The following is a 13,427-nucleotide window of genomic DNA, read 5'->3' as shown; positions in this document are numbered from 1 at the left end:
CCGCGTGGCGCACTCATGGGGTCAGGGCCTCCTTGGACATCAGCCGGCCGTCCCGGAAGCAGAGCCGGTAGGCGTCTCCGGACCGGTCGTCGAAGCGGTCCGCCGTCATCGCGTAGTACGCGCATGTGATGCCTGCTCCCCTCGGTTCCCCGGCCACCCCGGGCCGCTGCGTGGTCTCGCGGTCGGGCAGCAGCCGCCGGACCGACTCCCGATCCTGTCCCACCCGCAGCCGGGCGTAGTCGCCCGGGTCCAGTACGGACTGCCGGGCCGAGCGGATGTCCCAGGCCATCAGGGCGGCACTCAGCACCGCCCATGCCACCAGGGGCAGTACGACCGCGAGGGCCAGCGCCCGGCGGGCGCGGCTGCGGGCGTGCCGGTGCTCCGGGGGCAGGGCCGGGGGAGCGGGCCTCGGTGCGGCGGGCGGCCGGTGGGCGGGCGCGGTGTGCGGTATCCGCGCGGTGACCGCGAAGCCGCCCTCGTACGGGCCGTGGGCGAAGGTGCCGCCCGTCAGCCGTACCCGTTCGTCGAGCCCGATCAGTCCCCGCCCGGTCCCCGGGACGTCCTCGGCGCGGGACGGCGCGGGCGCGGGCCCGTTCTCCACCCGGACCGTCGTCTCCCCGGCCGTGTGCGTCACCCGTACGTCCACCCGCGCCCGCGGCGCGTGCTTGGCCGCGTTGGTCAGGGCCTCCTGGACCACCCGGTGGGCGGCCCGCGCGGTCGACGGGGGCATGGTGCCGGCGTCCCCCTCGATCCGCAGGCCGACCGCGAGCCCGGCGGCCGCGGCCTCCTCGACCAGCCGGGGAATGCCGGTGCCGGGCGGCTGCGGAGGCTCGTCGTCCGCCTCCTCGCGCAGCAGGCCGATCACCTCGCCGAGCCGCTCCACCGACGCGGCCGCGCGGGCCCGGATCTCCCCGGCCGCGGCCCGGTGCGCCTCGTCCAGGCCGGGGGCCAGTTTGAGGGCACCGGCCGACAGGGCGATGAGACTGAGGTCGTGCCCGAGGACATCGTGCATGTCCTGGGCGATCCGGGCCCGTTCCCGGGACCGCGCCTGCTCGGCGACGAGCCGCTGTTCGCGCTCCAGCCGGCCCGCCCGTTCCCAGCCCGCCCGGACGAGCTCCTGGTACTGGCGCCAGTAGCGCCCCGCGAACCACGGCAGCATCGCGGCCACCGCCACCACCGCGACGAACCGCCCCGCCATCAGCAGCCAGGAGGGCACCAGTGCCACCGCCACCACGCCGCCGGCCACCACCGCGACGAGCACGAGGACCGTGGGCCCGGTCCTTCCCGGCTCCCGGCCCGCGAAGAACGCCGCCGCGGCGGCGGGCAGGGCCCACCACGGGCTGACCGCGCTCAGCCCGACACAGACCGCCGCACCGACGGCCAGAAGATTCCCCGGCGCGACGACGGCCCGCCGGACCGCACCGCTGATCGTCACTCTGTCCACCCGGACGACCGTACGCAGCCGGGGAGCGCCCCGACACTGCCGAAAGTCACCGTTGCCCATTCCCTCGCGCGGGGCGCGTCGGGTCGCCCAGGCCGTGATCCCCCACCTGCGCGCGCGGGGCTCCGGGCGCCTCCTTCGGATCACGTCGATGGGCAGCGGCGGCGGCATGGCCTCCGTCGGGTTCTACGGGGCCGGGAAGGCGGCGCTCGACTCGGTCAGCGAGGCGCCGGCGATGGAGGTCGAGCAGTTCGGGATCAAGGTCACCACCGTGCAGATGGGCGGCTACGCCACGGGCCTGTTCACCGCCGGCACCACGGAGACCGCGCCCGACCCCGCCTACGACGAACTGCGCACCCGGCTCACGGAGATGTGGGGCGCTACTCTGAGTTGCCGGACCGGCTGAGCGGGAGGAGACACCCAATGACCAGTGCGCCCGACTACAGCCAGGGCATCGATTCCGAACGCGCCCTGAAGTTCGCGGTGCAGAGGATCCGCGGGGACCGCGCCCAGATCATCGAAGGGATCATCGAGCCCGTGACGCCGACCTGGGACCACGAACGGGCGGCCCGAGTCGTCCGTCGGCAGATCGAGGACCGCGTGGACGAACTCGGCTGCGTCGAAGGCTCGGGCAATCTGGACCTGCCCGGTTCGTCGAACTGGTACGTCCCCGACATCGCCGTCGTGCCCGAGGGACTGGCGAAGGGAGGCGGAGCCCTTCTCCCCGATCAGACCCTGCTCGTCGTGGAGGTCACGTCGGAGTCGAATGCGGAGACCGACCGTGTCGTGAAGCGGCGACGCTACGCCGAGTACCGCGCCCCGCTGTATCTCCTCGTCGACCGGATCGAGGGCAGCGCGACCCTGTTCTCCGAGCCGGGTCACCTGGGCTACACCCACGTGGACGGCCCGCACCCGTTCGGTGCGGTTCTGAGGCTGCCGCACCCGTTCGACCTGGACCTGGACACCAGCGGCCTGAGGCCTTAGGGCCTCTCGTCCGGATCCTGCCGGGCTCGCGGGGACCGCGCCCAGATCCGGCCTGATCCGAACGGAAGAATCTAGATCCCCCGGTACTTCGGCACTCGCCGTTCCACGAAGCTCGCCACGCCCTCGTTGGCGTCCTGCGTCGTCATGTTGATCTCCTGGGCCATGGCCTCGGCGGCGAACGCCGTCGACCGGTCGGTGTCCATCGACGCGTTGACGAGCTGCTTGGTGAGGGCGATCGCACGGGTCGGCCCCTCGGCCAGCCGTTGCGCCCACGCCCGCGCCGTCCCCGCCAGCTCCTCGTCCTTCACCACCCGGTTGACCAGCCCCAGGCGTTCCGCCTCCGCCGCCGGGAGCGAGTCGCCGAAGAACATCAGCTCCTTGGCGCGCTGCGGGCCGATCAGCCGCGGCAGCAGATACGCGCCGCCGCCGTCGGGCACGAGACCGCGGCGTACGAACACCTCGATGAACTTCGCCGATTCGGCCGCCAGCACCAGATCGCAGGCGAACGCGAGGTGGGCGCCGAGGCCGGCCGCCGTGCCGTTGACGGCCGCGACGACGGGCTTCTCGCAGTCCAGGATCGCGGCGATCAGACGCTGAGCGCCGAGCCGGATCGTCCGGGCCACATCGCCCGGCACCCGCTCGCCGGCCGCCGGGGCGCCGCGCAGGTCGGCGCCCGCGCAGAAGCCGCGGCCGGTGGCGGTGAGGACGACGGCCCGGACCGCCGGGTCGGCGGAGGCCTCGGCGAGCAGGCCGATGACGCGTTCCCGCTGCTCCCAGGTGACGGCGTTCATCGCCTCGGGCCGGTTGAGCGTGATCCAGGAGACGCCGTTGTCAGTGGCGTGGAGTACCAATGAACGGAGCGGGTCGGCGGACTCGGTGATGTCTTCGGGGGAGGACGGCATGGGGCAGCTCCTGGGCGATAGCGGTGATGAGCGCGGTAGCGGGTGCGGCAGTGGCCGCGAGGGCGAGCAGGTCGGGCGCCGGCGGCGCGGTCGGTCAGCGGCAGACGGCGAGCGCGTCCAGCGCCACCGCGCCCTGCCCCCGCCCCAGCACCATCAGCGGGTTGATGTCCAGCTCGGTGAGGTCGTCGCCCAGCTCCAGCGCCATCCGCTGCACCCGCAGCAGGACCTCGACGAGCGCGTCCACATCCACCGGCGGACCGCCGCGCACGCCTTCCAGCAGGGCCCGGCCGCGCAGTTCGCCCAGCATCGACCGCGCCTGGTCCTCGCCGAACGGCGGCACCCGTACCGCCGCGTCGTGCAGCACCTCGACCAGTACGCCGCCGAGCCCGACCGTCACCGTCGGCCCGAACAGCGCGTCCTGCGTGACGCCGACCATCATCTCGACACCCCGCTCGACCATCTGGCAGACCAGGATCCCGTCCAGCTCGACGCCCTCGTACCGTGCGATGTCGGTCAGTTCGCGGTACGCGTCCCGCACCTGGCTCGCGGAGGTGAGCCCGACCTTGACCAGGCCCAGTTCGGTCTTGTGGGCGAGCCGGGCGCCCGACGCCTTCATGACCACCGGGTAGCCGACCAGCCCCGCGGCCCGGACGGACGCCGCGGCGCTGGTCACCAACTGCTCGCGCGGTACACGGATTCCGTACGCCCGCAGCAGTTGCTTCGCCGCGTGCTCGCTCAGCTGGTGGCCCGGACGCATCAGTGCCTGCGCCTTGCGGAACGAGGGCGAAGGCGTGCGGGGCGCCTCGTCGAAGGGGGAGCGGTAGGACGCGGCGAACCGGTGGTGGTCCAGGTAGGCCTTCACAGCGGTGATGCAGTTGCCGAAGGTACGGAAGGTGGCGACGCGGGACGAGCCGAGCAGCGTCGTGCGGTACGCCTCCTCCGTGCCGACGGGCGAGCCCCACACCACGCACACCAGCTTGTCCGTCGTCTCCGCCGCGTCCACCAGGTCCTGCGCGAGCTTGTCGCTCATCGGGGGGAAGGGGCCGGTGATCGGACAGATCAGCACCCCCACGCCGGGGTCGGCGAGTATCGCGTCGATGATCTTCCGGCCGCGCCAGTCGCCCACCGGATGGCCCCCGTTGTCGACCGGGTTCGCCACGTTCAGGTAACCGGGGATCCACTCGTGCAGTTCGCGCTGCTTCGCCTCGGACAGGGTGGGCAGGCTCAGCCCGGCGCCGGTGGCCAGGTCCGAGAAGTGCGCGCCCGTGCCGCCCGAGATCGAATACACGACGACCCCTTCGGCCTGCGGTTTCCGTGCCCGCGCGAGCAGGGCCGCGGTGTCCTGGAGCTCGTCGAGCCCGTCGACCCGGATCACGCCGAACTGCCGCATCGCCGCGTCCACCACCTGGTCGGCGCCGGTCAGCTTGCCGGTGTGTGACGCGGCCATCCTGGCCCCCGTCTCCGTACGCCCCACCTTGACCGCCACGACCGGAACCCCGGCCCGTGCCGCCCGGTCCGCGGCCAGCAGAAAGGAGCGCCCGTCCTTGAGCCCCTCCACATAACAGGCGATGGCCCCGACCTCGGGACGCTGCGAGAAGTACGAGATGAAGTCGGCGGTCTCCAGATCCGCCTCGTTGCCCGTGGGCGCCCAGTGCGAGAGCCGCACGCCCAGCTCCTGAAGGGTGTAGACGGGGCGGCCCTGGTGACCGGACTGGGTGATCAGCGCGATGGCCGGCCCGTCCAGATCGTCCCGGAACTTCTCGAAGGCGTTGAGGTTGGTGTTCGGCCCGAGCAGCCGCAGCCCGGACCGCTCCACCGCCGCGGCCAGCCGTGCCTGGGCGGCGGCGCCTTCCTCGCCGGTCTCGGCGAACCCGGAGGCGAAGGCGACGGCGAACCGCACCTTGGCCTGCGCGAGTTCCTCGATCACCGGGAGCGGATCGCCGACCAGCAGCACGGCCAGATCGACCTGCTCCGGCAGCTCCGCGACGGAAGGAGAACAGGCCCGCCCGAACACGGACTCCCTGGTGGGGTGCACGGGATACAGCCGCGCCCCGACCCGCTCGGCCCAGCCGATCAGCTGCCGGGTGATGCCGGTGTTGGGCCGTCCCTCGGCGTCGGAGGCGCCGATGACGGCCACGGACCCGGGCCGGAAGAACCGGTCCAGATCCGGCACGGCCGCGTGCAGCGGTCGGCCGCTGACGTCCAGGACGCACTCCGTGGCGGCGTCGACCGTCATGCTGTGGACGGCGGCATGCGGCTCTTCGCCGCAGGCCACCACCCTGGCGCGGAAGTCGGTGGTGAGGGTGCCGTGAGTCGATCCAAGCATCGTTCCGCCCACTCCTGCTCGAGGTCCGTCGGGTGATCGTGCCCGGCCAGCCCAAAGCTGACACTCTGTCAGGTTACTGAACTGACGGCGCGTCAGGAATGGGTGTGCAGGCAAAGGCTGGGAGAGGGCCGGATGCCGGAGGCGTCGGGACGCCCGCTGTCACGGGCCGGGCCCGCGCGCATGCCGCCGCTCGCGACGGCTGCTCGGCCGGCGGACGGCAGCCGCGGACGGCGGCTCGACGTAGTCGTTCCCATCGCCACCGCTCCTGCCACTGCAACCGCCACTACAACCGCCGCTGCTCCCGCCGCTGCTCCTGAACCACTTCAGCCGGGAAGCGTCCCCGGCCCGTTCCCGCGCAAGACGGTCTGGGCCGAACTCGACCTCGTACGGTGACCGGCTCCACCGGGTCGCGGCAGCCGCGACCCGGTGGACCGCGACCCGGTGAACCACGGCGTGGGGAGCCGCGACGCGGTAGCGCGGGACGTCAAAGATCTAAGAACCGGGGAGAAAAACCTTCCCAACCCAACCCCACCCCGCCCCCGTCACTCACACGGGTGAGCTTCCCCAACTCGACTGGAGTTGCGGCCGGTTGGCTGGCATATGCTCGCCCAAGCAACCCCAGACATGCGACGGCCCTCGGCCAGGACGGCAATCCTGAACGAGGGCCTGACCAACGAGGAAGTAGGAGCTTCCCGATGGATACCCCGCAGATTAGCGCGCCCTCGCGCGCCCCGTCATCCGGTGTCGTACACCTCAACACCCGGCACACCAGCCGCTTCACGGTCGTGGGCAATCACCTCACCCAGCACAGCGAGCTCTCCCTCACCGCGATCGGGCTCGCCGCCCACATCCAGTCGCTGCCCGCCGGAGCCAGGATCGGCATCAAGCACCTCGCCGAACGCTTCCCGGAGAGCGAGACCCGGATCGCCGCAGCCCTGCGCGAGCTGGAGGCCCACGGCTATTTGAAGCGCACCCGGGAGCGCCTCCCCAGCGGCCGGGTCGTCACGCGTACGGTCTCGTACAACCAGCCCGTCACCGGCGGTGCGAGCCGCGCCGCAGTGCCGCAGCCGCAGCCGCAGCTGAAGCCGCAACCCAGGCCCGTCCGCCCGGCCCCCGTGCCCCGGCCGGAGGCAAGCACACCCGCTCCCGCCCCCTTACCGCCGTGCCCGTCGCTGCCCCGGCCGGAGGTCCACGACCTCGACCGCCATCGCGCGGCCCTCGATCTCCTGGCGGACCTGCGACGCCACGAACCCCGGCTGTTGCTCGGCGAGGAGGACATCTGTCGGCTGGCCCCCGCCGTCGCCGCCTGGTTCGAACGCGACGCCCACCCCGATGCCGTACGCCGCACCCTCGTCGCTGACCTGCCCGAACCGCTGACCCGCCCGGCGGGCCTCCTCGCCCACCGCCTCACCGCGCTCCTGCCGCCACCCCTGCCCACGGCCCCGGCCGAGGAGGCCGCGCCGCGCCGAGACCCCCTGCAGAACTGCGACGGCTGCGACCGGGCCTTCCGCGCCCCCGAGCCGGGCCACTGCCGCGAGTGCCGAACCGACCTGAAGGAGGCCGCCTAGCATGAACGTGACGACCCTTGCCCCCAGGCACAGACGAGGAGCGCACGCCATGGCCAACGCCCCGGACCACGCACAGCGGGATTCGCTCCACTACCGGGCCATGCGCGACATCGTCGAGCAGATGCAGGACGACGTTCCCGGAAAGTTCGAGATCACCAAAGAAGGGATCGTGCACGACATGATGGCTCCGGGGCGTCCCCATGAGCTGACCGCTGCCCGGGTGAGCCGTCGCCTGGAGAAGTCGATGCCGGACGAGATCGTGGCGCATACGGGGACGCCTGATGTCGAAGGGGCGCAGGAAGGCATCATGCGCCACCCCGACATCATGGTGATTGCCGAGGTCGACATGGAGGGGCAGGGATCCTTCGATCCCCGTACGCTCATCGCCGCTGTCGAAGTCGTCTCCCAGTCCAATCCGGACAACGACTGGGTGAGCAAGATGCGGGACTACCCCCTGCTCGGTGTCCCCGTCTACGCGGTCTTCGACCCCCGCACAGGCACGGGTGCCGTCCTCTCCGAGATCCACACGACGCCCGAAGGCCCGCGCTACGCGATCCGCAAGGATTTCGTGTACGGCGAGGACGTCACCATCGGCGAGTGGACGATCTCGACCGACGGACTGCCGCTGTACGCCTGAGGCCCACGGGCAGGCCAGTCCCGTCCGGACTCAGTGCCTGCGCGCCGCCCTCTTGGCGATCTTCCGCGCGTCCAGGGCCAGTTCGCGCAGCATGCCGCTGATCGGGTTGGTGAAGCCGGTGAAGTACAGGCCGGGTGCCTGCTTGGGGGTGCGGCCGCCGTGGACCACCGGCCGGCCCCGGGCGTCCAGCACGTCGAGGTGGCCGACCAGCCCTTCCAGGCCCCGCCGGTAGCCGGTCGCCGCGATCACCGCGTCCGGCGTGATCCGGTCGCCGTCGGCCAGTACCACCGCGTCCCCGTCGAACGACTCGACGGCCGCCACCGGCACCACCCGGCCGCGCTTCACCGCGTCGATCAGCCCCACGTCCTGCACCGGGATGGCGCCGTCCTTGACCCGTGAGTACAGGCCCGTGTCCGGGCGCGGCAGGCCCTGCGCGGCGAGGTCGGGCACGGAGACCCGGCACATCAGGCCCGCGGCCCGGTCGACCAGCCGGACCGGCAGCCTGCGTACCAGGACGGCGGTCGACTGGGCGGGCCAGCCCGCGGTGGAGCGGCGCACGATGTGCGGCACGGTGCGCACGGCGATCCGTACCCGGGACGCCCCGCCCTCGACCAGGTCGACGGCGATCTCCGCGCCCGTGTTGCCGATCCCGACGACCAGGACGTCCTTGCCCGCGTACGGGGCCGGGTTGCGGTAGTCGGAGGCGTGGACCAGATCGCCGGTGAAGGTGTCGAGGCCGGACCAGTCGGGGATGCGCGGGGTGTGGTTGAAGCCGGTGGCGACGACGACGGCCCGGCCGGTCAGCACCCGGCCACCGGTCGCGGTCAACTGCCAGTCCCTGCCGTCCGGGGCGCGGTCGATCCGGGACACCTCGACGCCCGTCACCACCTCCAGCTCATGGTGCTCGGCGTACTTGTCCAGATAGCGCACCACATCGTCCCTGGACACCCAGCGTCCGAACCGGCGCGGCATCGCGAGCCCCGGCAGCGCGGACCGGCGCCGGGTCGTGTGGAGGTGCAGCCGGTCGTAATGACGGCGCCAGGACGCTCCCACGTTCCCGGACTTCTCCAGCACGACCGCCCGTACACCCTGCTCGCGCAGGGCCGCCGCGGCGGCGAGACCGCCCGGACCGCCACCGATGACGTATACGGGCCGGTCCTCGGTGAGGTCGGTCTGGGCCGATAGGGAGCTACCGGCGGTAAGTGCGCTGTCGGGCATGGTTCGGAGCGTAATCGCGCACCCGGTTGATGGGTCTCGGTCAAGACCGGAATCGATTGCGAATTGATCACGGGTGTACGTCCGTTGTCCGTTTCCCGCTCACCTCCTGCGCACTCCTTGCGCGCCTCTTGCGCGAGTTGCCCGCCATCGGGTGAACTGACGTACCGTCAGATTCAGTGAACGGGAGGCCACGGGAGGCCCCATGCAGACGATCTGGCTCGGCGGAGCCGAGTGGCTCGCCGTTCTCCGGATAGGCCTCGGCCTGTGGTGGCTGGAGAGCTGGCGACACAAGGACAAGAAGGGCTGGTTCGAACGCGGTACGGGCATCGCCTGGGCCGCGGACGTCGCGGGCAAGCACCGGTGGCCGGCCGTGCGCACCGGCTTCCGGAGGATCGTCGCCCCGCGACCCAAGGTCATGGCCTACATCGTCGTGTACGCCGAACTCGCCCTGGGGCTCGGCCTGATCGCCGGATTCCTCACCCCCGTCGCGCTGGCCGCGGGACTCCTCCTCAACCTTCTCTATCTCGTGCTGATGATCCACGACTGGGCCGAGCAGGGGCAGAACGCCATGATGGCGCTCATCTCGTTCGTCGCGCTGTTCGCGATGTCCTGGCAGACCTGGTCCCTCGACGCAGCGATCGGACTCTTCCCGTGACCGAGGCCCCCGTACGTTTCGACCTTCCCGAACCCGACGCCTTCACCCGCCCGTACTGGGACGCCGCCGCCCGGGGGAAGTTGCTGCTGCGCCGCTGTCGCGCCTGCGGGCGCGCGCACCACTACCCGCGCGAGTTCTGCCCGCACTGCTGGAGCGAGGACGTCACCTGGGAGCGGGCGAGCGGAGACGCCACGCTCTACACCTGGTCCGTCGTGCACCGCAACGACCTGCCACCGTTCGGCGCCCGCGTCCCGTACGTCGCCGCCGTGGTCGACCTGACCGAGGGCCCGCGGATGATGACGGAGATCGTGGGGTGCGAGGAGTCCGCTCTCGCCATCGGCATGGCGCTGCGGGTGGCCTTCCGGGGGGAGGAGGGGAGGGAGGCCGTTGCGGTCTTCCACCCCGGAGACTGCTGAGCGCGCTTCGCCGGACAGCCCGCCCTACTTCCGCTGTGCGGGTTCGAGAGCGGGTGGCGTCCGGTCGACCTCTGCGGGGCCGGAATCGCCGTCCTTCCACTCGGGGTCGTAGGCGCAGGGCACGGAGGCACGGCCGATGAAGTACTCCCGGTCCTGGTACCAGGTGAAGGACATCCGCTCGTCCCCGTCGTCCCGCCGGACGTACAGGTCCCAGGACTTGCTCTTCCCGCCCTCACGGTAGGACGTGACCTCCCAGCCGTCATCCTTGAGTTGCCGGTGCAGCCTGCGGAGGCCGGAGACGGCCTGGTTCGCGGGCACGTGGTCCAGCGCCCAGACGTGGCTCATCTGATAGGCGCCGTCGATGGTCTTGTCCTCCAGCAGGCCTCCGCCCCAGCAGTAGCCTGAGTCCAGGGTGTTCTCCGTGCTGACGCCGATCTTCTCGACCCCCGGTTCCACGGTGCGCTCGAACCCCACGAGGTCGTACGCCTCCTGGGAGCGCTGGAAGGCGCGGTCCGCCATCTCCTCGGGCGCGACCCGGGGCATGTCCGTCGACCCGGACAAGAACCATGCGAGCAGGGCGACCAGAGCGAGAACGGGTACGAGGAGGAGCGCGGCGCAGCCGCATCCGACGGCCCCGGGAACGGAAGAGGGCGAGCCGGCCTCGGTCGGGGCGGGGGTCGGAGCGGGCGTGGTGTCGGTGGGTGCGGTCTCCTCGGGCATACGAGGGACGGTATGCCGCCGGAGGAACGCGCCGGATGGGCGCGGTCACCCGGCAAGGACTAGGTACGCGTACTCAGGACTCGATGCCGCGCAGCTTGCGCCGTTCGCGGAAGTTGGGGTGGCGTACGACCACGCCGCCCATGCCGCAGGAGCCGGTCAGCCGGAGGAGCGGGGCGCCGGGGGTCCGCTCGTCCGTGGTCTTGTCCTTCAGGCCGCCGAGTCCCTGGTCCAGGCTGTCCGTGTGCACGGTCCAGCCCTCCGGGATCACGATCTTCACCCCGGCCATCTCTCCGCGCACTTCCAGCGCGATCTCACGCAGCCGGCACTCGGCGCGGGTGAAGTCGATCCGGACGCCGCCGATGCCGCCCTGGGCGCGTATCACCGGGGGCACCTTCCAGACGCCCGAGCGCGTCACGCCGTGCATGCCGCCCTTGAGGACCAGCGGCTCGCCCTTCGCCACCTCGATGGGGACCAGGTCCTCGGTGAGGGGCGCCAGTTCGGCGTAGGTCTTGGCGGAGAGCGCCTGCCCGAGCCGGGTGTCCAGCTCGTCCATGTCGATGCGGCCCTCGGCCGCCGCCTCCCGCAACTGCTCGACCACCGCCTCGCGATCGGCATCCGAAGCGCGCATACGGTCGGCGGAACGGGCGGGCTCAGCAGTCATGGAAGCGATGATACGGGCGGGTGCGGCGCCGGGCCCCCGGTCATCGGGCCTCCCCGCGTCACAGCCCCGGCGCCCCCCACACCGGGAACCACCGGGCCAGGTCCTTCTCCATCCGCAGGTCGTCCCCGAGTACCGCTCTGACCTGCAACTCCAGCTGGTTGTCCCGCTTCTCGGCGCCGCCGGGCACGGGGGCGAAGGGGTAGAACGTGCCGCGCTTGTAGAGGTAGACCAGGGCCAGCGGACGGTCCCGCTCGTCCCGGAAGCCGATCAGGGAGCAGAGCAGGTGCGGCCCGAACCCGCCGTCCTGGAGCAGGGTGTTGACCGCGTGCAGGTCGTTGACCAGCGTGGCGGTGTCGTCGGCCGGGCGGCGGGAGAGCAGCCAGGTGTAGCCGTACGTGTCCTGGCTGAACTCCACCGGGATTCCGCCGCGGCCGGTGTCGGCGTCGAGCAGTTCGCGCACGTCCTGCTGGAGGCGGGCGAAGGTGCCGCCCTCGACGCCCGCGAAGCAGACCGAGCCGAGACCGGTCGGCGTGAAGCCCGCGCCGGCCTGGAGGGTGAGGGCGGCGGAGGGGACGGCGAAGAGCTGGTCGAGGTCGGGGCGGACCGGCTTGCTGCGGCCGAGGATGGTGTCGAGAAGACCCATGGGCGTTCCTCCGGGCGTTGCTTGTCGGGTGGTCCTTCGGGTGCCGCTTCGGGTGTCGCCTCGGGCGTTCCTCACGGACGGGCGAGGTCGGCGGAGATGCGGGCCAGCTGGTCGAGGCGCTGTTCGAGGGTCGGGTGGGAGGAGAGCAGCCGGCTCAGGCTCTCCTTGGAGGAGAACGCGGGGACGAAGTAGAAGGCGTTGTACGGCTCCGCCTTGCGCAGGTCCTCGGTCGGGATGCGGGCCATCTGGCCGCTCACCTTGGTGAGGGCGGAGGCGAGCGCGGAGGGGCGGCCGGTGAGCAGGGCGGCGGTGCGGTCGGCGGAGAGCTCGCGGTAGCGGGAGAGCAGCCGCGTCAGCAGGAAGCTCAGGGCGTACACGACCGCGCTGACCAGTGGGATCAGCATGATCGCGATGCCGATGGGGTCATTGCTCCGGCTGTTGCGGGAGAGCCCGCCCCACAGGGCGACCCGGGTGATGATGCCGGCGAGCACGCCGAGGAACGAGGCGATCGTCATGACGGCGACATCGCGGTGCGCGACATGCGACATCTCGTGCGCGAGCACACCCTCCAGCTCCGCGGGTTCCAGTCTGCGCAGGAGCCCGGTGGTGGCGCAGACGAGAGCGGTCTTCTCGCTGCGGCCGGTCGCGAAGGCGTTCGGCACGTCGCTCTGGGCGATGGCCACGCGCGGTTTCTGCATATCGGCAAGAGCGCAAATCCGGTCGACGGCGCCGTGCAGCTCCGGCGCCTCCTCCGGGGTGACTTCACGGGCTCCCATGCTGAACGCCGCGATGCGGTCGCTGAACCAGAACTGCGCGATGAACATGCCACCGACGAGAATCAGAATGATCGGCCAGGCGCCGCGCAGCACGGCGAGCAGTACGCCGACCAGGACCACGTACAACAGGCCGATCAGGAACATGGTGCCGACCATGCGTGTGGTCAACCCGCTGTCCGGGGCGTAACGGGAACGGGTTCGGGAACGGGTTCGGCTCATCGTCGCCTCCAGTCGCCCTAGTGCCTTCCATCTTGCCCCTTTCATATGGAAAGCGGAGATAAGCGATGCGGGGGAGAGGCGCGGGGGAGATGTGGGGGCGCGGTGGGGCGGAGATTCCGTGCGGTGGCTCGTTATGTGCCAGGCGAATGGGTGTCTCGAAATGCCCGCTCGGCCCGGCGGACGGACAATGGATCTCTCCGAGGACATTTGGCCGAACAACACCTAGACCCATTAGGTGCCTGAGGCATCTAGTGGTCGGAG

The 13,427-nt window shown here is 71.5% G+C and carries 14 protein-coding genes; 6 read left to right on the top strand and 8 right to left on the bottom strand.

What is annotated here, in order from left to right; translation table 11 throughout:
* Positions 1-13: 13 nt before the first annotated feature.
* Positions 14-1,504, bottom strand: coding sequence for a sensor histidine kinase (locus tag OG520_RS17060; protein WP_406013719.1), 1,491 nt, complete (start codon positions 1,502-1,504; stop codon positions 14-16).
* A gap of 34 nt (positions 1,505-1,538) precedes the next feature.
* Here OG520_RS17060 and OG520_RS17055 point away from each other — a divergent pair, with 34 nt between their 5' ends.
* Together OG520_RS17055 and OG520_RS17050 are read left to right on the top strand one after the other, a co-directional pair.
* Entirely contained in the window at positions 1,539-1,847 is a 309-nt protein-coding gene (locus OG520_RS17055) for an SDR family NAD(P)-dependent oxidoreductase (RefSeq protein ID WP_406016498.1), read from the top strand.
* Positions 1,848-1,864: 17 nt separating this feature from the next.
* Positions 1,865-2,425, top strand: a complete 561-nt coding sequence (locus OG520_RS17050; protein ID WP_406013718.1) for a Uma2 family endonuclease — start codon at positions 1,865-1,867, stop codon at positions 2,423-2,425.
* Between the two features lie 71 nt (positions 2,426-2,496).
* Here OG520_RS17050 and OG520_RS17045 read toward each other — a convergent pair whose 3' ends face one another.
* Both OG520_RS17045 and OG520_RS17040 read right to left on the bottom strand, forming a co-directional pair.
* On the bottom strand, positions 2,497-3,327 hold the full coding sequence (locus OG520_RS17045; protein ID WP_406013717.1) for an enoyl-CoA hydratase/isomerase family protein: 831 nt from the start codon (positions 3,325-3,327) through the stop codon (positions 2,497-2,499).
* Positions 3,328-3,421: 94 nt separating this feature from the next.
* A complete protein-coding gene (locus OG520_RS17040; protein WP_406013716.1) occupies positions 3,422-5,653 on the bottom strand; it encodes an acetate--CoA ligase family protein in 2,232 nt (743 codons plus the stop codon).
* Positions 5,654-6,348: 695 nt separating this feature from the next.
* Between OG520_RS17040 and OG520_RS17035 the strand changes: the two genes are divergently transcribed.
* Positions 6,349-7,221 (top strand): helix-turn-helix domain-containing protein, encoded by an 873-nt coding sequence (locus OG520_RS17035; RefSeq protein WP_406013715.1) that lies wholly within the window; start codon positions 6,349-6,351, stop codon positions 7,219-7,221.
* 49 nt (positions 7,222-7,270) lie between these two features.
* The gene (locus OG520_RS17030; RefSeq protein ID WP_406013714.1) at positions 7,271-7,858 is read left to right on the top strand and encodes a Uma2 family endonuclease; all 588 of its coding nucleotides are present in this window, start codon (positions 7,271-7,273) and stop codon (positions 7,856-7,858) included.
* A 30-nt stretch (positions 7,859-7,888) separates the two neighbouring features.
* Here the strand turns inward: OG520_RS17030 and OG520_RS17025 are convergent, their stop codons facing one another.
* The gene (locus tag OG520_RS17025; RefSeq protein ID WP_406013713.1) at positions 7,889-9,076 is read right to left on the bottom strand and encodes a flavin-containing monooxygenase; all 1,188 of its coding nucleotides are present in this window, start codon (positions 9,074-9,076) and stop codon (positions 7,889-7,891) included.
* A 202-nt stretch (positions 9,077-9,278) separates the two neighbouring features.
* Here OG520_RS17025 and OG520_RS17020 point away from each other — a divergent pair, with 202 nt between their 5' ends.
* Together OG520_RS17020 and OG520_RS17015 are read left to right on the top strand one after the other, a co-directional pair.
* A complete protein-coding gene (locus tag OG520_RS17020) occupies positions 9,279-9,731 on the top strand; it encodes a DoxX family protein (protein WP_406013712.1) in 453 nt (150 codons plus the stop codon).
* Positions 9,728-10,147 carry a Zn-ribbon domain-containing OB-fold protein gene (locus tag OG520_RS17015; RefSeq protein ID WP_406013711.1) on the top strand — a complete coding sequence of 140 codons (420 nt, stop codon included), beginning with the start codon at positions 9,728-9,730 and terminating at the stop codon, positions 10,145-10,147. Before OG520_RS17020 ends, OG520_RS17015 begins: the two co-directional genes overlap by 4 nt.
* 24 nt (positions 10,148-10,171) lie before the next feature.
* Here the strand turns inward: OG520_RS17015 and OG520_RS17010 are convergent, their stop codons facing one another.
* From OG520_RS17010 to htpX, 4 genes are all read right to left on the bottom strand, one after another.
* Positions 10,172-10,867 (bottom strand): hypothetical protein, encoded by a 696-nt coding sequence (locus OG520_RS17010; RefSeq protein ID WP_406013710.1) that lies wholly within the window; start codon positions 10,865-10,867, stop codon positions 10,172-10,174.
* A 73-nt stretch (positions 10,868-10,940) separates the two neighbouring features.
* Complete coding sequence (locus OG520_RS17005) at positions 10,941-11,528, bottom strand: DUF1707 domain-containing protein (protein ID WP_406013709.1); 588 nt, start codon at positions 11,526-11,528, stop codon at positions 10,941-10,943.
* Positions 11,529-11,586: 58 nt separating this feature from the next.
* On the bottom strand, positions 11,587-12,171 hold the full coding sequence (locus tag OG520_RS17000) for a PspA-associated protein PspAB (RefSeq protein ID WP_266415737.1): 585 nt from the start codon (positions 12,169-12,171) through the stop codon (positions 11,587-11,589).
* Between the two features lie 71 nt (positions 12,172-12,242).
* The gene (htpX, locus tag OG520_RS16995) at positions 12,243-13,166 is read right to left on the bottom strand and encodes a zinc metalloprotease HtpX (protein WP_385325408.1); all 924 of its coding nucleotides are present in this window, start codon (positions 13,164-13,166) and stop codon (positions 12,243-12,245) included.
* Positions 13,167-13,427: the final 261 nt, after the last annotated feature.

Source organism: Streptomyces sp. NBC_00984 (assembly GCF_045162475.1).
In the GTDB taxonomy this organism is placed as follows: domain Bacteria; phylum Actinomycetota; class Actinomycetes; order Streptomycetales; family Streptomycetaceae; genus Streptomyces.
Note: the sequence above shows the minus strand (reverse complement) of the source record. Positions and strands in the feature narration are given on the sequence as shown.

Bases quoted from the DNA above. Each gene is read 5' to 3' on its own strand.
- OG520_RS17060 (WP_406013719.1), bottom strand. From the start codon at position 1,504: ATGGGCAACGGTGACTTTCGGCAGTGTCGGGGCGCTCCCCGGCTGCGT.
- OG520_RS17050 (WP_406013718.1), top strand. From the start codon at position 1,865: ATGACCAGTGCGCCCGACTACAGCCAGGGCATCGATTCCGAACGCGCC.
- OG520_RS17045 (WP_406013717.1), bottom strand. From the start codon at position 3,327: ATGCCGTCCTCCCCCGAAGACATCACCGAGTCCGCCGACCCGCTCCGT.
- OG520_RS17040 (WP_406013716.1), bottom strand. From the start codon at position 5,653: ATGCTTGGATCGACTCACGGCACCCTCACCACCGACTTCCGCGCCAGG.
- OG520_RS17035 (WP_406013715.1), top strand. From the start codon at position 6,349: ATGGATACCCCGCAGATTAGCGCGCCCTCGCGCGCCCCGTCATCCGGT.
- OG520_RS17030 (WP_406013714.1), top strand. From the start codon at position 7,271: ATGGCCAACGCCCCGGACCACGCACAGCGGGATTCGCTCCACTACCGG.
- OG520_RS17025 (WP_406013713.1), bottom strand. From the start codon at position 9,076: ATGCCCGACAGCGCACTTACCGCCGGTAGCTCCCTATCGGCCCAGACC.
- OG520_RS17020 (WP_406013712.1), top strand. From the start codon at position 9,279: ATGCAGACGATCTGGCTCGGCGGAGCCGAGTGGCTCGCCGTTCTCCGG.
- OG520_RS17010 (WP_406013710.1), bottom strand. From the start codon at position 10,867: ATGCCCGAGGAGACCGCACCCACCGACACCACGCCCGCTCCGACCCCC.
- OG520_RS17005 (WP_406013709.1), bottom strand. From the start codon at position 11,528: ATGACTGCTGAGCCCGCCCGTTCCGCCGACCGTATGCGCGCTTCGGAT.
- OG520_RS17000 (WP_266415737.1), bottom strand. From the start codon at position 12,171: ATGGGTCTTCTCGACACCATCCTCGGCCGCAGCAAGCCGGTCCGCCCC.
- htpX (WP_385325408.1), bottom strand. From the start codon at position 13,166: ATGAGCCGAACCCGTTCCCGAACCCGTTCCCGTTACGCCCCGGACAGC.